Origin of the sequence: Vreelandella aquamarina, assembly GCF_044805175.1 — a bacterium.
Classification (GTDB): domain Bacteria; phylum Pseudomonadota; class Gammaproteobacteria; order Pseudomonadales; family Halomonadaceae; genus Vreelandella; species Vreelandella aquamarina_B.
This window is the reverse complement of sequence record NZ_CP085232.1, coordinates 3,484,023-3,499,468: the sequence shown is the minus strand read 5'-3', so window position 1 is coordinate 3,499,468 and position 15,446 is coordinate 3,484,023. Positions and strand designations below refer to the sequence as shown.

The window sequence follows — 15,446 nt, the reverse complement described above, 5'->3', positions numbered from 1 at the left end:
CGCGGTGCTAAACCGCCGCATTAGGTTCGTGGAGCTTTTCGGCGCTTGGGCTTGTTAAGCGGTTGGCGGCATCGCTCAGCGGGCCAAGCTGGCTGGCAATTAGGCGCAGCTGGCTTTGGATGGGCCGATAGAGCGTGACGGCCTTCTCATCCAGCGCGCCGCTTTGCTCCTCTAACTGGCTCAGCAGGCCGTTGGCGGGCTCGGTCAGCGGCTCCACGGGCAGGCGTTTATCCAACTGCTCGGCCAGTTGCTCTAACAGGGCGCTAATCCGCTTGGCGAGCGGTACGAAGGCGGCATCGTCTTCATCCTCTGCCAGCCGGTGGCGGTGGGCCCCCAGCGCGGAGAGGTGGCTTAACAGCGTGTTGGAGAGCACCAAAAAGCGCAGCCCATTGTCGGCATCTTGCTTACGATAGTGCCCCGGCTCGTGGAGCATGTTGGTGAGCAGCGTCGAGAGCGCCGCATCCGCGTTATGGGCGTTCCGCCGCGCTAAGCGGTAGGCCAGATCATCCTGCTTGCCCTCTTCGTACTGGTGAACAATCTCGTCCAGATAGCGGCGGTGGTTGGTCAGCACCTTGGCCGCTTCCCGGTACAGGCGGCGGCCCTGCCAGTCCGGCAGGATAAAAAACACCGCTAGCCCCGCAATCAGCGAGCCAATCAAGGTATCAAACAGTCGCGGCCAGATCAGGTCAAAACCATCCCCCACTTGGTTAAAGCTGCACAGCACCAGCAGGGTGATTGAGGCCGTGGCAATTACATAATGCTTTTCCCGATTGGCGAAGAACGAAACGCCCGCTGCCACCGCAATCATGCTCTGCACAATGGGCTGGGGGAACAGGCTGATGGAGGCCCAGCCTGCAATTAGCCCAAGCACCGTGCCCAGGATCCGCTGGGAGAGAAAGCGCCGGGTGGTGGCGAAGTTGGGGCGGCACACGAACAGCGTGGTGAGCAAAATCCAAAAGCCCTGCTGCGGGTCAAGCCACTGCAACAACCCGTAGCCTACTACCAACGCGGTAGCAAGGCGTACTGCGTGGCGAAAGGTGGGCGAGCCAAGGGTGAAGTTGAGCTGCACTCGTTTCCAGGCTTCCAGCAGGCTAGAGGGGGAGCGGTCGTAAAGCGCGCTGTCCCTGCGTTCGCTGCCGGTATCCGGGTTATGGGCGCTGGCGATTTGCGCTTCGAGCGTGGTGAGGTTATCCGCCAGGGCGTTAAGCGGGCGCATCAGCGGCCGCCACTCGGGCTTGCCACGCTCGCTGAGGTTATCGATCGAGGCGCGTAGGTCGGCTAGCGCCTGCTCGCTCTGTTCGTGGCTGAAGGGGCGATTAAGTAGCAGCGACTTGGCTAGCTGGCGGCAGGCACGGCCCTGTTGGTCCAGCAGCCGCTGGCAGCGAAACAGCACGTCGTGGTGAAAAAACGCCTCGGTGAGCGCGCTGTAGGGGTAGTGGGTGGAGCTGGCCCGCTCGTGGATATCCTGGGCGATAAAGTAAATTTGCAGGTAGCGGTTGAGCTTGCGACTACCGCGCTGGCCCTCCAGGCGGCGAAAAATCATCTCTTTCGCCTGGTTGAGCGCATCCACCACTTGGCCGTTCTGGCGGGCGAGCGCCACGCGGCGGGCTTCTACATCGACGCCCCGCACCGGCTCAAACAGCGCCGACTTCAAAATCAAGAACTCACCCAGAGCTTTATACACCCGCGCCATGCTCTGTTTCACCGGCTGGCGGGAGAACAGCGCACACCACACCACCGAAATCGCCCCGTACCAGGCGGCACCGGCCAACAGTAGCAGCTGGCGGGCGGCGACGTCTTCATCCACGCCGCCGTGCTGCTCGATATTGATCATGGAGTAGATCGAAAGAATCAGCGTGCCGGAGGCAATGGTAGCGTAGCGCTGGCCAATCGCTCCCAACATAATCAGCGTGAAGGTGGAGACCGCCAAGCCCACCGCAAACAGCCACGGCCAAGGAAATAACCACTGCACCACAAACGACGCCGAGGCAAAGCAGAGCAACGTGACCACTAACGCCTGCAAACGCCCCTGCCAGCTATCGTCGGTCTCTGAGAGCGCGCTGGCAATAATGCCCAGAAACAGCGGAATCACCAGCGCCACATCCCCCGCCAGCCCGCTAAACAGCAGCGCCCCGCTGAAGGCGATAAACACCCGCAGACTGTAGGCGAACTTATCCAGGGTCCAAAGGCGGCGCAGAGGAAGGGAGAGGGGCATAGAGGCTCTTATTAGGTTGCTATTTTTAGACTTTAGTATAAATAGTATGCCGGTAAGTGGCTATGGTGTGCCGTTAACGAAAAACCCCGCAGCGTTTGGCTGCGGGGAACAGGTTGCCTGCGGCTGGGCGTATGGCGCTACAAATACTTCAGCAATTTTTGCAGCTTGTTCATATCGGCGGAGTCGCCGACGAGGCGGACATCGCCCGCCACCATGCCATCTAAAAATGCCTGCTGGGTGGGTTTCTTCAGAATACGCAGCGCGGAATCTTGGTCGCGGAAACGTAGTTCAAGGTCCAGGTCAACGGGCAACCCTTTTCCCGTGGTGATGCCATTGGGCGCCATCCGGTAGTAGCGGGCAATGCTGAGGTCTTCCGTGGCAACTCCCCAGTCCAGGCCGCGCATACGTTCAAGCTGTTCACGAAAGCGCGGCTTGCGGCGCAGTGCTCGCTTGAGCATAAAGCCCAGCAGCCACAGCGTCAGCGAAAGCTTCATTAGGAAACGGCGTCCTTGAGCGCTTTGCCTGGCTTAAACGCGACGTTTTTGCTGGCCGGAATCTGCAGCGGAGCGCCGGTTTGCGGGTTTTTACCGGTGCGGGCAGCACGCTCGCGGACGGTAAACGTACCAAAGCCGATCAGCGCCACATCTTCGCCTTTGGCCACACTGTTGGTGATTTCGTCCAGGATGACATTGAGCACTTGGCCGGCTTTATCTTTGGAAAGGTCGGCGCTTTCAGCGATGGCTGCAGCGAGTTCAGGTTTGCGCATAAGGAATCTCCCTTGTGGAAAACAAACATCAATGTTGTTGGTAGCCTACCCAGCAGGCAGCGCTTCTTTAGCCTAGTCGTGAATGCGGCGAAAATCAGCCTAGCAGGCCTGGGGCAGCTCTGGAAAGCTCCACTTTCCTTCTCACGCAGCCGCCTGTCAACGCAAAACCAATCAAACGTCCGTCTTTATTTTCCGCTAACGCGGTGAAATCATTGCCGTCGCCCTCAATTCGCCACTGCTCTGGCGGGGTGGCGGGTGGGTAAGCCACCACCGGTAGCAGCGGCGTTTTCACCACCACCGGCCACGCGCCGAAGCTAACAGGCGTTGGGGTGCCGCCAAGGGTGGCGGCCAGGGCTTTGACGCTGGCCTGCAGTGGCTGTACGTACATAGCATTTACCCCGTCAATACACGCGGCATCACCCAGCGCATAGATATTGGGCTGACTAGTGCGTAGCTGCCGGTCCACTTGAATACCGCTGGAGCTAACGCTGAGCCCCGCCGCTTCAGCAAGCTGGGTGCGTGGCACTAAGCCGGTGGCTAGTAGGACAATATCCGCTGTGTAGCGCTCGCCATTATCCAGCTGTAGCGATAAGGCGTTATCGGCATCCTGGGATAACTCTGCCAACGTGTGCCCAAGTGCTAAACGCATACCGGCATCCTGAAACGCACCGGCCAACACGTTACCCAGCGGCTCGGGGAGCAGACGCGGCAGAGGAGCACGCTCTGGTGCCACCAAAGTGACTTGGTGCCCGCCTGCGTGCAGGTCGTTGGCGAATTCACAGCCTACGAGCCCCGCGCCAATAATGGCCACTCGGGTAGGTTGGGTGAGCGCCCTATACAGGCGGCGGTAGTCGTCCAAATCGTTGACGGTGAAGCAGCGCTCGGCCAGCGTACTAGGCACGTTAAACGGCGTGCGAGGGGCCGCCCCGGTGGCAAGCACCAGGTCATCGTAGTGGAGTGTGGCGCCGTTGCTCAGTTGCAGAGTTTGGTTATCCACATCCAGTTGGCTGACTTGGGTGTGGGTAATCACTTGGGCGTTTAACTCGTCGGCAAGCTCGCTAGCGCTGCGCTGGGCCAGCTGATCGAGGCTTAGCCGCTTGGCAAAGCCGGTGGTCAGTAGCGGCTTGCTGTAGTCGTCGCCGCTATCGGCGCTGACCAGTGTGATTGTTCGCGTATCCCCTTGGCGGCGTAGCGTGCGGGCCAGGCCAATGCCTGCCATGCCGGTACCCACAATCACCAGCGCCGCATGGCGGGGGGAGGTGGTGGGAGAGGTCGCGGAAGAAGTCGTGCGTGAGTCGGGCATACAGTCACCAAACGTCGGTGGAGCAAAAGCCTGCAAAGCCACCATGTTACACTAGCCCGCTCTTAGTTGACTGCCCTGGAGGCTTAGGTGACTGCCCCCGTGTTATCCGCCCCTGCGTTTTTGCCCTTTCCCCAGTGGCTGCCTGTGGCTGCTGCTCAGCCAGCGATGGGTGCGCCCTGGTGGCAGTGGGTGGCGTCCACCGACTCCTTAACGGCGCGCCTGATAGCCGCCGGTGAACCGGGGGCGTTTCGGGTGCGCTTGCTGCGCCAAGCCATTGGCCTGCCCCAGCGGGATGAAGCCCTTGCCCTGGGCATTGCACCCCGCCGCTACGCTTGGCTGAGGGAAGTAGCGCTATGTATTGACGATACCCCTTGGGTGGTGGCGCGCTCGGTGGCACCGCTTAGCCAACTCCAGGGGAAAGGCTTAGGCAAGCTGGGCGAGCGCTCGTTAGGCAGCTGGCTGTTTCAGCAGCCGGACCTAGTGCGCGGCCCGCTGCAGGCCACCGTGCATCCGCCGCGCTTTGTAGAGGGGCAGCCCGGTTTGGCGTTTGCCAGCGTGTGGGGGCGGCGCTCGGTCTTTCAGCACGCTGGGCTTTCGTTGCTGGTGCAGGAGTACTTTTTATCCACCATGGCGGATGCGCTTGGCCTGCCGTCGCGCTAGGCTAACGCAGCGACTTTTTCGACGAGGTAAGCATGAGCATGGAGCGTTCTCTGTTGCGGCCAACCGGGTGGGCCCGGGTGGCAGACTTCTTACAGCTAATGCGCCTGGACCGGCCCATTGGCACCTGGCTATTAATGTGGCCAACCCTATGGGCGCTGTGGGTAGCGGCGGAGGGCGTGCCGGGGCGCAGCGTGTTGCTGATTTTTATTGCCGGAGTGTATGTCATGCGCGCAGCGGGCTGCGTGGTGAACGACTACGCCGACCGCCACTTTGATGGTCACGTTAAGCGCACCAAGCAGCGTCCGTTGGCCACGGGGCGAATCAGTGAAACCGAAGCGCAGCTGCTGTTTGTGGTCCTGGTAGCCGCCGCCTTTATTTTAGTGCTGCTGACCAACTGGTTTACCGTGCTGCTCTCCATTGGCGGGGTGCTGCTGGCGTTTATTTATCCGTTTATGAAGCGCTATACCCATTTCCCGCAGGTGGTATTGGGGGCAGCGTTCTCCTGGGCGATTCCGATGGCGTTTGGCGCGGTTCTGGGCCATGTGCCGCTAGAAGGTTGGCTGTTATTTAGCGCTAACCTGCTATGGACGGTGGCTTACGATACCCAGTACGCCATGGTAGATCGTGATGATGACCTGAAAATCGGTATTAAATCCACGGCGGTACTATTTGGCAGCGCCGACCGTTTGATCATTGGCCTGCTGCAGCTTGCTACGCTGGCGCTGCTTGCCTGGGTAGGGCTGCGGGTTGGGTTAGGCGGCTTTTTCTGGCTGGGCTTGGTAGGCATGGCGGCGACGTTTGCCCACCAGCAGCGGCTGATCTTTCACTGTGACCGTGACCGCTGTTTCCAGGCGTTTTTGAATAACCACTGGTCGGGGCTGCTAGTATTTGCCGGTATTGCGTTGAGCTGGTGGCCTGCGGCTGGTTAATTCCGCTGGGTGTCATAGAATTGTCATTAAGTCATGGTGTCATCGTCACAGACATGTCATTGAACTGTTTTGTATAAACGAGTTTTCATAGAACACCGTGAGGCCCTGGAATGACCGCCAAGACCGTACTGATTGTCGATGATGAGGCGCCCATTCGCGAGATGATCGCTGTGGCGCTAGAAATGGCTGACTATCGCGTGCTTGAAGCGGACAACGCCCAGGATGCCCATGCGATGGTGGTTGACCACCAGCCCGACCTGCTGCTATTGGATTGGATGATGCCAGGCACCAGCGGCATTGAGCTGGCCCGCCGCCTTAAGCGCGAAGAGGCCACCGCTGAACTGCCGATTATTATGCTAACCGCCAAAGGCGAAGAGGATAATAAGATTCAGGGCCTGGAAGCGGGTGCGGATGACTACATCACCAAACCCTTTTCGCCCCGTGAACTGGTGGCACGCCTTAAAGCTGTGCTGCGTCGGGCAACCCCGCGCGGCGTGGAAGACCCCATTGAAATCAACGGACTGCTTCTTGATCCGGTCAGCCATCGGGTGAGTGCCTATGGCAAGGCGCTGGAGATGGGCCCCACCGAGTATCGCTTGCTGCAGTTCTTTATGACCCACCAAGAGCGGGCCTACACCCGCAGCCAGCTGCTTGACCAAGTATGGGGCGGCAATGTGTATGTAGAAGAGCGCACGGTGGATGTGCATATTCGCCGGCTACGCAAAGCGTTGGGCGAAGCGCACCAAAACCTGATCCAAACAGTGCGGGGCACTGGGTATCGTTTCTCTGCCCGGGTGTAACCGTGCGCCTGTGGAGCCGTGAACTGTGGCGTATTACCTGGCTGGCTATTCTGGGGATGTGCCTGGGGTGGCTGCTGGGTTATCCCGGCTTTGGGTTAGCCGCGGGCCTGATGCTGTGCTTGGTGTATCAACTCCGCCAGCTTAGGGCGCTTTATCAGTGGCTAACGCTCAATCCCCACGATGAGCCCCCCGCCGCTGCAGGCATGTGGGGCGAGCTATTCGACCGCCTTTACCGCTACCAGAAAAGCCAACGCATTACCCAGAGCCGCCTCCGGGCAACGCTGTCCCGCATTCAGGAGTCATCCGAGGCAATGCGCGACAGCGTGGTAATGCTGGATCGTCACGGTGACTTGGAGTGGTGGAACAGCGCCGCCACCGACATGCTTGGCCTGCAAACCGCCCATGACCGTGGCCAGCATATTACCAACCTGCTGCGTGACCCGTGTTTTATCAGTTACTTTAACGCCCGCGAGTATGGCGAACCACTGACGCTCACTTCGCCTATCGATGAACGGCGCATCCTGCAGTACCAAATTACCCTGTATGGCGATGACGAACGCTTGGTGATGGCGCGGGATATCACCCGCCTGCATCGGCTTGAGCAGATGCGCCGTGACTTCGTCGCCAATGTTTCCCATGAGTTGCGCACTCCGCTTACTGTGCTTTCCGGCTATTTGGAAACCTATGGCGATCTTAAAGAGATGTTGCCACCGCGCCTTAGCAAAGGCATTGGCCAGATGGAAGAGCAGACCAAGCGTATGCAGAATCTGGTGAATGATCTCTTGCTGCTGTCTCGCCTGGAGATTGACCGAGGCGGCGAAGATCATCAGCCGCTAGAGGTAGGGCCGTTGCTCGAAAGCATTCGCCGGGATGCGCTGGCACTCTCCAACCAGCAGCATAGCGTTCAGGTGGCGCTGGAGTGCGAGGCGCGCCTAGTGGGCAGCGAGCAAGAGCTACGCAGCGCCATCTCAAACCTAGCGTTTAACGCAGTGCGCTATACGCCTGCCGGCAGCCAGATCACGCTCCGCTGGGCCGCCATTCCCAACGGCAGCGCCTGCATTGAAGTCGAGGATGACGGTGAGGGGATTGACCCAGTACATATCCCGCGCCTCACCGAGCGCTTCTACCGCGTTGATAAAGGTCGCAGTACGGCGACTGGCGGTACAGGGCTTGGCCTCGCCATTGTGAAGCATGTGCTGTTGCGCCACGACGCCCAGCTGCAAGTGGAGTCGCTCCCCGGTGAAGGGGCGCTGTTCCGCTGTGTTTTTCCCGCTAACCGTCTGGTGATTGACGAATCTATCCAGCTAAGCAAATAACCCTTCCTACCTTTTGCATAACTTATGTATAGATGTGTCATATTGGCATACAAGCATGGTCAAGCCCTGCGCATGTGCCATATATAGCCAACTGATTACCTGCCTTTCGCCCGCTTAGTGCCTCTTTCCGGTATAGAGTTTTTTCATTAAGTTTTTGTTTTTTGGTTTTTTTATTTTCATGCCGTGTAGTTGGCACACCTGCTGCAAAGTTTTTGGTAAGGAAGATTACCGCAGGAACTGGTAAGACGCTTTGTCACTCTTCCTTAAGGAAGCAGTATTTAACAGCGATCGAGGAGGCGGAATATGATGTCCAAGGAACTACTCAAGAAAGCTGGTATTTTAGGTGTAACGTTTGGTCTGGTAGCAAGCCCATTAACATTTGCTCAAGAGCCTGCTGACCCGGCAAATAATATTTCTCCTGATGAGCAGCCAGTGGATGCTCAATCACAAGATTCTGAGATGTCATCAGATTATGACAAACAGGATCTAACCCATGATGAAGGCGACAATGCTAGCGACATGGAGCCTGAATCTATGAACGATGACGAAGATGCCTCCTACGAAAGTACGGAAGAGCTGCGTGAAGAGAATAACAGCGGTATGTAACGAGTAACATTTCTTTACAAAGCTGAAAAACCTTTTATGCTTAAAGAGTGAGCAATAAAAGAGGTATGGATGCCTCGCTGCAAGGATGCTTACCGATTCAAGGAGTGAATCAAAAACGATCAATACACTGGTCAGGGTAAATTCCAAGGTTGGAGTCCCGCAAACGGATGGGAAGCCAGATGTAACTATCGTGCAGGTAAGAGTTATCCACAAAACCCCGCTTCGGCGGGGTTTTGTACGTCTAAAAGGAATGTGTTTGAAAGGGATGTGTTCTTGAGTGAAGACATGCGTTCTAGCGGCTTGCCACCACGTCCTGTGTGCCACGGTAGTGGCCATCCCACATCAGAACGGCACCTGCAACGGCACCGGGAATCAAGAAAAGATTCGCCAGCGGTATCCAGGTCACCAGCATAATCAGCCCACCATAGGTGAAGCTTTGCCACCAGCGGCGCGAGAGGCGGCTGCGCATATCGCGAAACGTCACCTTGTTGTTATCCATCGGATAATCCAAGTAGGTAATCGCCATCATCCATGCGGAAAATAGCGCCCATAGGATAGGGGCCAGCAGGTTGAGGCCAGGAATCCAGCTGATAATAAACAGCGCCGCCATGCGTGGCAGAATATATCCGAGTTTTACCAGTTCACGGCCAAGCGCGTCGATGGCCGTTTTGCCCAGCCCACGGTCATCCAACGGTTCCCGCCCGGTCGCTTGACGCTCGACTTTGGCGGCTAAAAAGCCGTAAAACGGCGCGGCAATCAGGTGGGTCACCAGGGTAAAGGTAAAAAAGATCACCACTAACAGGCTGACGAAAAAGAGCGGCCAGATAAGCCAAGAAAGCCACTCCAGCCAGCTAGGCACCATAGCCATGGCACCCTCCAACCAGCCGGAAAAACGGTTGAATACCACACTTAGCATACTGGCATATACGATGATGTTGACCAGAATCGGCAGGAAGATATAGCGCCGTAACCCTCTCTGGTACACCAAGCGGGTGCCCCGGCTAAGTGCGGTTATCGCATCGACCATGCTTACTCCTTAGAAAAAATACGCCCAGATAAGTTATCTGGGCGTATTGCAGGAGGAATTAACCGCTAGGTCAAGACTTTTTAAGCACCTTCTGATTTAAGGTTTCTGGGTCGCTGTGGCGAATATCCAGGCCTTTTACCAGGTAGACCACGTACTCCGCTAGGTTGTTGGCGTGGTCGCCAACGCGCTCCAATGCGCGCAATACCCACATGATGCTGAGTACGGAGCTGATAGAGCGGGAGTCTTCCATCATAAAAGTCATGAGGGAGCGCATGGCACTGCCATATTCGTCGTCTACCGACTCATCTTCACGCACCACCTGCATGGCAAGTTCGGTATCGAAGCGGGCAAAGGCCGTTAGCGCATCGCGCAGCATTTTACGCACGTGTTCGCTGATGTGGCGCACTTCTACCAAGCCACGAATGCCACCGCTGTTTTCACTCAGCAGCAGCGCATTACGGGCAATTTTGCTGGCTTCATCGCCAATGCGCTCAAGATCTGAGGTGGCCCGGATCACCGCGAGCACCAAGCGTAGGTCAGAGGCGGCCGGCTGGCGGCGGGCCAGTACGCGGGTACACTCGTCATCAATCTGCAGCTGTAGATCATTCACCTGACGATCGTTATCACGCACTTTTTCGGCTAGGCGGCTATCACCTTCCAGCAACGCGTAGACGGCGTCCTGTACCTGTTTCTCCACCAGACCGCCCATGGCCATCAGGTGGGTTTTCAGCTCTTCCAGCTCCTGGTTGAACTGGCGAGAGATATGCTGGCTGTGGGTATCACTCGTAATATCCATGGAGCACTCCTGACGTAACGTCGATTGGGCCTAGGTCATGCGGCCGGTAATGTAGTTTTCGGTGCGTTGTAAACGCGGGTTGGTGAATACTTGATCCGTTGGCCCGTATTCAACGAGTTCACCTTGCTGCAAAAAAGCAGTGTAGTCGGAAACCCGCGCGGCTTGTTGCATATTGTGGGTAACCAGCACCAGCGTCAGCTGGGATTTCAGGTTACGGATTAACTCTTCGATTTTAAGCGTAGAAATAGGGTCTAGTGCAGAAGCGGGCTCATCCAGCAGCAGTACATCGGGCTGTACTGCCAGCGTGCGGGCAATCACCAAGCGCTGCTGCTGCCCGCCGGATAGTTGCCACGCTGAGCGGTGCAGGCGGTCTTTCACCTCATCCCAAAGGGCCGCCGACGTTAGTGCCCACTCGATAATGTCGTCGCGTTTGCGCTTGGGCAAACGCCCCTGTAAACGCAGCCCGAATGCTACGTTTTCATAGATCGACATCGGGAACGGGTTTGGGGTTTGAAACACCATGCCAACGCGCCGGCGCAGTTCGGTGACATTCACCTGCGGGGCGTGGATGTCCTGGCCTTCTAGCTGAATATGCCCTTGATGCGTCACCGACTCATTGAGGTCATGCAGCCGGTTGATCGCGCGCAGCAGGGTAGATTTGCCACAGCCCGACGGGCCGATAAACGCGGTCACACGGTGGCGGGGTACTTCAAGCGTTAGGTCGCGCAACGCGGTTTTCCCCGCATAAGCGAGGTGGAACTGGTTGATACTCAAGCAGCAGTTGTCGGCTGAGAAGCGGGTCACCGATGCTTGAGTGGGATTGGCGGACGATAACGCTAGCATTCGCTTCCTCGTTGACGCCTTAAATAATGACGCAGAAATATGGCAGTTAGATTAAGCACCAGCACAATGAGCACAAGCAGCAGGGCGGTGGCGAACACCAATGGGATGGCAGCCTGGACATCTTCACCATGAAAGGCGGTATCAAACAAATGATAGCCGAGGTGCATAAACTTGCGCTCTAGGTGCAGATAGGGAAATTCCCCGTCGACGGGCATTTGTGGGGCCAGTTTTGCGACACCCACCAGCATCAACGGTGCCACTTCCCCCGCTGCTCGGGCCACTGCCAGAATCACGCCGGTCAGCATGGCCGGAGTTGCCATAGGTAAGACCACCCGGGTCAGCATTTCCAGGCGGGTGGCACCCAGTGCCACCGCGCCCTCCCGCTGAGCGTCAGGAATGCGGGCCAGCCCTTCTTCAGTTGCCACAATCACGACCGGCAGCGTTAGCAGCGCCAGGGTCAGCGATGCCCATAGTAGGCCGCCGGTTCCAAAGGTGGGCGAGGGTAGCGCATCCTCAAAAAACCAGCTGTCGATGGAGCCGCCGATGCCGTAAACGAAGACTCCAAGGCCAAACACCCCATAAACAATCGAGGGCACCCCCGCGAGATTGCGCACGCCGATGCGCACTAGGCGGGTTAGGCGGTTCTGGTGGGCGATCTCGTTAAGGTAAATTGCAGCCAGTACGCCAAACGGCGTCACGATGACCGACATCAGAATCACCATCAATACTGTCCCGAAGATGGCGGGCCATACGCCACCTCCGGTATTAGCGGCGCGTGGCCCTTCGCTGAGAAACTGCCAAATACGCTCACCCCAAGCGGCCACTTTCTGCCCCCAAGACATGGCGTTGGGCGCTTGAAAAAGCGTGACGCCCGCCAGCGGCTGGGTAATGGTGTGGCCATTGGCAGCGGTTAGTTGGAGCTGTGCATTAGGGCGCTGGCTGTCGGGCAGTGTCAGGGCATTGGCGACAAACGCCCAGGCGGCCTGGCCTTCCAGACGTTGGCCGGCACTCTCCACGGTGGTTAGACGACCGATAAAGTCACCCCATGGGGTGCGTTCGAGCCTCACAAGATCGTCGGGAATGGTTTGTTCCACGATGTCGTCAACGGCCACCCAGCGCCAACTTACGCCGTCTATATCCCGGTTGCCGGTAAAGTAGAGCCGCTCCATGCCCTCTGCGTTAGGTAGTGGCGCCTCGCGCACCGGCTGGCCGATAACCGTTTCGCCGGAGTGAAGGGTGAGTTCTTCTAAGGTTGCGGGCCAGAAGTGGCCCAGCCCCCGCGTGGCGAGTAACGTCAGCAGTGTGGCGAGCATCAGCAGTGACAGTGCCACGCTGCCCGCACACAGCCATGGCCACAGTAAATTGCTCGCGGCGCTGATACGGGGGAGGCGGTTTAGCCAGCGCATTAGAGGTTACCCCCCAAACGCTGATAGCGGCGGCGCAGTCGCTGGCGTACCACTTCTGCTAGCGTATTGACTAAGAACGTGAAGATAAACAGCGCCAGGGCGGCGAAAATAAGTAGGTGGTAGGTGAGTCCGCCGGGAGCGGCCTCGGGCAGCTCGATCGCAATAGAGGCGGACAGCGAGCGTAGCCCCTCAAAGGGGCTGGCGCTAAATAGAGCAGTATTGCCGCTGGCCATCAAGACAATCATGGTTTCACCCACGGCGCGACCGGCACCAATCATGACTGCTGAAAAGACCCCAGGCCCGGCCGTTGGGAGCGCTACTTTCCACAGTGCTTGCCAGCGGCTGGCCCCCAAGGCTTGGGCGCCTTCCATCAAAGTGGCGGGCACATCAGAGAGGGCATCCTCGGCCAGCGAGTAAATGCTAGGGATCACCGCAAACCCCATGGCAATGCCGACAATCAATGCGTTGCGGGTGGCGTAATCCAAGCCGTACTGCTGGTCGAGCAGGCGGCGCAGGTCGCCACCGAGCCAGTACTGCTCAATCAGCGGAGCCAACCATAAGGCGAGAGACGCCATGATGGCTAACCATGGCATGAGCCATAGGCCAGCCCAGGAGAGCGGAAACCATTGGCGCAGTCGCGCGCTGGCGAAATACCAAAGGCTGCCCGCCAGTGCCGCGCTGAGCGGTAGCCAAACAATCACTAACAGGGTGCTGGCTAAATGGCGCTCAACCCACGGTGCCAGCAGTAGCCCGGCAATAAAACCCACCACTACGCCGGGAACTGCTTCCATCAGCTCAAGAATGGGCTTTACCCGGCTGCGAAGGCGGTTCGACATAAACAGCGCCGAGTACATGGCTGCACCCAGTGCAATGGGGGTGGCAAACAGCATGGCAGCGAGTGCTGCTTTGAGGGTGCCCCAGGCAAGCGGTGAGAGGGTGCTAAGCGTCAATGCATCGCCAAACGCTAGCAGCGGCAGCGTTTCCCAAACCAGAAACACACCGATAGCAAGAATCGATAGTAAGACGCCTATGCCTCCGGCGGTAATGAGCCCGGTAGCGATACGGTCTTGAATAAGGCGCAGCGGCTGACGCGAAAGGGGTAGCCGAGGGGGAGTCATGTCGACATCATAAAGAAACGAGTGCCGTAGCAAAAAAGTACGTACATGGCCGAAGCTCACCACCCTACGGTATGTTTATGACAGTTAAGTGACAATCTAGTCTCTCGGGAGAAGAGAAGTGCGCTGTGCTTGCGGTAACGGCACAAAGCCAGCGGCTTGTACAATCTGTTGCCCCTCATTAGAGAAAATCAGCGAGAGAAATGCTTGCTCGGCAGGTGGCAATGACTCACCGGGTGGCAGGTTAACGTAAAGATAGAGATCTCGCGACAGCGGGTATGTACCCGCTTGGATGGTCGCAACGCTAGGGGCAATCGGTGTGCCCTCGCCGCTGATCAGCGGCACAGCGCGCACCATGGGGTTTAAGTGGTTATACCCCGCATAGCCCATAGCATTGGGTGATTCTCCCACGGCAGCAATGACCGCAGAGGAGCCAGGGTGCTCGCTGATATCGCGGCGAAACTGGCCGCTGCACAGCGCCCGTTCCTGAAACAGCCCGTGGGTGCCCGAGGCTAAGTTCCGGCCATGCAGAGCAATCTTGCCGTAGGGCCACTGATCAGCGGGCAGCAGTTCTTCCCAGCGGCGGATGGCGTGGGAGCCTCCGCAATTCAGCGAGGTGGAAAAGATGGCATCGACCTGCTCACGGTTCAGCGATGCCAAGGGGTTGTGGCGGTGTACCACCACTAGCAAAGCGTCGCGGGCAACGCTCAGCTCACGAGGGGGATAACCATAGCGATCAATAAACTGCTGACGCTCGCTTTCCGTCATGGGGCGCGACATAGGGCCAAAGCGTGTAGTACCTGCCACCAGGGCTGTAGGAGCGCTGGCCGAACCGCTTGCTTGAAACTGCAGTTTAATATCAGGATGGCGGGTATTTAAGGCTTCCCCCCAGCGCAACATTAAGCCAGCCATGGTATCGGAACCGACCGCCCCCAGTGTGCCTCTGATAGGGTCATTCTGCCCCCAGGCGAAAGTGCAGAAAAGCAGCAGCCCGCTTGCTAACCAGAGGCGATAGCGTTGGCTAAAACCTAAGCGGTAGCGCTGCAAAGCATTGTCCTCTAGACCATTGTCCTTTAACCCATTGCCCTTCAAACGTCACCCCTCTTATGATTAACTATCAACATCCTATTGCGATGCAGCAACCAGCGACGCAACGACCACCAGTATGGCTCTGTATCATCACAACAATAACTTTATAAAGTGACTACCTTTTATGACACCGTTGGATACCGACTTGGACGACGCACCCGCCCCTCAAGGGCAACTCACCTTAAAGTTACTGGCTTCTCGTCAAGATACCAATCTCTATGGCGACATTCCTGGCGGCTGGCTAGTGAATCAGATGGACCAAGCGGCGGAATTGGCGGCCGGTCGCGAAGCCGGTGGGCGCACCGCCACAGTGGCCATTGAGGCGATGGACTTTCTTAGCCCTGTACGAGTTGGCTCTATGGTAAGCGTCTATACCCAAGTACAGAGTATAGGCCATAGCTCAATCAAGATTGATGTAGAGGTATGGGTACGACCGCCCCATGGCCGCCATATTGAAGAGCGCCAGAAAGTTACGGAAGCACGTTTTGTTATGGTCGCGCTGGACGATAATGGCCGTATTCGCGCGGTGCATGGCTAGATATTCGTTCGTAATCAAAAGTGCTAATCAGCAAAAA

Annotated in this window: 16 protein-coding genes; 6 read left to right on the top strand and 10 right to left on the bottom strand. The window is 57.6% G+C overall.

What is annotated here, in order from left to right:
- Positions 1-7: 7 nt before the first annotated feature.
- The 4 genes from yccS to LG300_RS16210 form a co-directional block, all read right to left on the bottom strand.
- Positions 8-2,215 (bottom strand): YccS family putative transporter, encoded by a 2,208-nt coding sequence (gene yccS, locus LG300_RS16225; protein WP_404376314.1) that lies wholly within the window; start codon positions 2,213-2,215, stop codon positions 8-10.
- 137 nt (positions 2,216-2,352) lie between these two features.
- Positions 2,353-2,709 carry a hypothetical protein gene (locus LG300_RS16220; RefSeq protein ID WP_404376313.1) on the bottom strand — a complete coding sequence of 119 codons (357 nt, stop codon included), beginning with the start codon at positions 2,707-2,709 and terminating at the stop codon, positions 2,353-2,355.
- The gene (locus tag LG300_RS16215) at positions 2,709-2,981 is read right to left on the bottom strand and encodes an HU family DNA-binding protein (RefSeq protein WP_018918476.1); all 273 of its coding nucleotides are present in this window, start codon (positions 2,979-2,981) and stop codon (positions 2,709-2,711) included. The genes LG300_RS16220 and LG300_RS16215 overlap by 1 nt, the downstream gene beginning before the upstream one ends.
- Before the next feature lie 94 nt (positions 2,982-3,075).
- Positions 3,076-4,284, bottom strand: a complete 1,209-nt coding sequence (locus tag LG300_RS16210) for an NAD(P)/FAD-dependent oxidoreductase (protein WP_404376312.1) — start codon at positions 4,282-4,284, stop codon at positions 3,076-3,078.
- A gap of 87 nt (positions 4,285-4,371) precedes the next feature.
- Here LG300_RS16210 and LG300_RS16205 point away from each other — a divergent pair, with 87 nt between their 5' ends.
- The 5 genes from LG300_RS16205 (at position 4,372) to LG300_RS16185 (ending at position 8,595) form a co-directional block, all read left to right on the top strand.
- Positions 4,372-4,944: a chorismate--pyruvate lyase family protein gene (locus LG300_RS16205; protein WP_404376311.1), complete on the top strand. Its 573-nt coding sequence runs from the start codon at positions 4,372-4,374 to the stop codon at positions 4,942-4,944.
- Positions 4,945-4,982: 38 nt separating this feature from the next.
- Positions 4,983-5,873 (top strand): 4-hydroxybenzoate octaprenyltransferase, encoded by an 891-nt coding sequence (gene ubiA / locus LG300_RS16200; RefSeq protein ID WP_404378061.1) that lies wholly within the window; start codon positions 4,983-4,985, stop codon positions 5,871-5,873.
- Positions 5,874-5,983: 110 nt separating this feature from the next.
- Positions 5,984-6,673, top strand: coding sequence for a phosphate regulon transcriptional regulator PhoB (phoB, locus tag LG300_RS16195; protein ID WP_159343598.1), 690 nt, complete (start codon positions 5,984-5,986; stop codon positions 6,671-6,673).
- 2 nt (positions 6,674-6,675) lie between these two features.
- A complete protein-coding gene (gene phoR, locus LG300_RS16190; protein WP_404376310.1) occupies positions 6,676-7,989 on the top strand; it encodes a phosphate regulon sensor histidine kinase PhoR in 1,314 nt (437 codons plus the stop codon).
- 306 nt (positions 7,990-8,295) lie between these two features.
- Positions 8,296-8,595 carry a hypothetical protein gene (locus LG300_RS16185; RefSeq protein ID WP_404378060.1) on the top strand — a complete coding sequence of 100 codons (300 nt, stop codon included), beginning with the start codon at positions 8,296-8,298 and terminating at the stop codon, positions 8,593-8,595.
- Positions 8,596-8,887: 292 nt separating this feature from the next.
- On the opposite strand, the gene cysZ is transcribed toward LG300_RS16185, so the two are convergent.
- The 6 genes from cysZ to LG300_RS16155 all read right to left on the bottom strand — a co-directional run bounded on the left by cysZ (position 8,888) and on the right by LG300_RS16155 (position 14,829).
- Complete coding sequence (cysZ, locus tag LG300_RS16180) at positions 8,888-9,622, bottom strand: sulfate transporter CysZ (protein WP_404376309.1); 735 nt, start codon at positions 9,620-9,622, stop codon at positions 8,888-8,890.
- 70 nt (positions 9,623-9,692) lie between these two features.
- A complete protein-coding gene (gene phoU, locus LG300_RS16175; RefSeq protein ID WP_404376308.1) occupies positions 9,693-10,418 on the bottom strand; it encodes a phosphate signaling complex protein PhoU in 726 nt (241 codons plus the stop codon).
- 30 nt (positions 10,419-10,448) lie between these two features.
- Positions 10,449-11,261, bottom strand: a complete 813-nt coding sequence (gene pstB, locus LG300_RS16170; RefSeq protein WP_404376307.1) for a phosphate ABC transporter ATP-binding protein PstB — start codon at positions 11,259-11,261, stop codon at positions 10,449-10,451.
- A complete protein-coding gene (gene pstA / locus LG300_RS16165) occupies positions 11,255-12,667 on the bottom strand; it encodes a phosphate ABC transporter permease PstA (RefSeq protein WP_404376306.1) in 1,413 nt (470 codons plus the stop codon). Before pstA ends, pstB begins: the two co-directional genes overlap by 7 nt.
- The gene (locus tag LG300_RS16160; RefSeq protein WP_404376305.1) at positions 12,667-13,785 is read right to left on the bottom strand and encodes an ABC transporter permease subunit; all 1,119 of its coding nucleotides are present in this window, start codon (positions 13,783-13,785) and stop codon (positions 12,667-12,669) included. The genes pstA and LG300_RS16160 overlap by 1 nt, the downstream gene beginning before the upstream one ends.
- A 96-nt stretch (positions 13,786-13,881) precedes the next feature.
- Positions 13,882-14,829 carry a PstS family phosphate ABC transporter substrate-binding protein gene (locus LG300_RS16155; RefSeq protein WP_404376304.1) on the bottom strand — a complete coding sequence of 316 codons (948 nt, stop codon included), beginning with the start codon at positions 14,827-14,829 and terminating at the stop codon, positions 13,882-13,884.
- A gap of 166 nt (positions 14,830-14,995) precedes the next feature.
- Here LG300_RS16155 and LG300_RS16150 point away from each other — a divergent pair, with 166 nt between their 5' ends.
- Complete coding sequence (locus LG300_RS16150) at positions 14,996-15,409, top strand: acyl-CoA thioesterase (protein ID WP_404376303.1); 414 nt, start codon at positions 14,996-14,998, stop codon at positions 15,407-15,409.
- Positions 15,410-15,446: the final 37 nt, after the last annotated feature.

What these genes read in the sequence shown, in the direction of transcription:
- yccS (WP_404376314.1), bottom strand. Translation starts at nt 2,215, where the DNA reads ATGCCCCTCTCCCTTCCTCTGCGCCGCCTTTGGACCCTGGATAAGTTC.
- LG300_RS16220 (WP_404376313.1), bottom strand. Translation starts at nt 2,709, where the DNA reads ATGAAGCTTTCGCTGACGCTGTGGCTGCTGGGCTTTATGCTCAAGCGA.
- LG300_RS16215 (WP_018918476.1), bottom strand. Translation starts at nt 2,981, where the DNA reads ATGCGCAAACCTGAACTCGCTGCAGCCATCGCTGAAAGCGCCGACCTT.
- LG300_RS16210 (WP_404376312.1), bottom strand. Translation starts at nt 4,284, where the DNA reads ATGCCCGACTCACGCACGACTTCTTCCGCGACCTCTCCCACCACCTCC.
- ubiA (WP_404378061.1), top strand. Translation starts at nt 4,983, where the DNA reads ATGGAGCGTTCTCTGTTGCGGCCAACCGGGTGGGCCCGGGTGGCAGAC.
- phoB (WP_159343598.1), top strand. Translation starts at nt 5,984, where the DNA reads ATGACCGCCAAGACCGTACTGATTGTCGATGATGAGGCGCCCATTCGC.
- LG300_RS16185 (WP_404378060.1), top strand. Translation starts at nt 8,296, where the DNA reads ATGTCCAAGGAACTACTCAAGAAAGCTGGTATTTTAGGTGTAACGTTT.
- cysZ (WP_404376309.1), bottom strand. Translation starts at nt 9,622, where the DNA reads ATGGTCGATGCGATAACCGCACTTAGCCGGGGCACCCGCTTGGTGTAC.
- phoU (WP_404376308.1), bottom strand. Translation starts at nt 10,418, where the DNA reads ATGGATATTACGAGTGATACCCACAGCCAGCATATCTCTCGCCAGTTC.
- pstB (WP_404376307.1), bottom strand. Translation starts at nt 11,261, where the DNA reads ATGCTAGCGTTATCGTCCGCCAATCCCACTCAAGCATCGGTGACCCGC.
- pstA (WP_404376306.1), bottom strand. Translation starts at nt 12,667, where the DNA reads ATGCGCTGGCTAAACCGCCTCCCCCGTATCAGCGCCGCGAGCAATTTA.
- LG300_RS16160 (WP_404376305.1), bottom strand. Translation starts at nt 13,785, where the DNA reads ATGACTCCCCCTCGGCTACCCCTTTCGCGTCAGCCGCTGCGCCTTATT.
- LG300_RS16150 (WP_404376303.1), top strand. Translation starts at nt 14,996, where the DNA reads ATGACACCGTTGGATACCGACTTGGACGACGCACCCGCCCCTCAAGGG.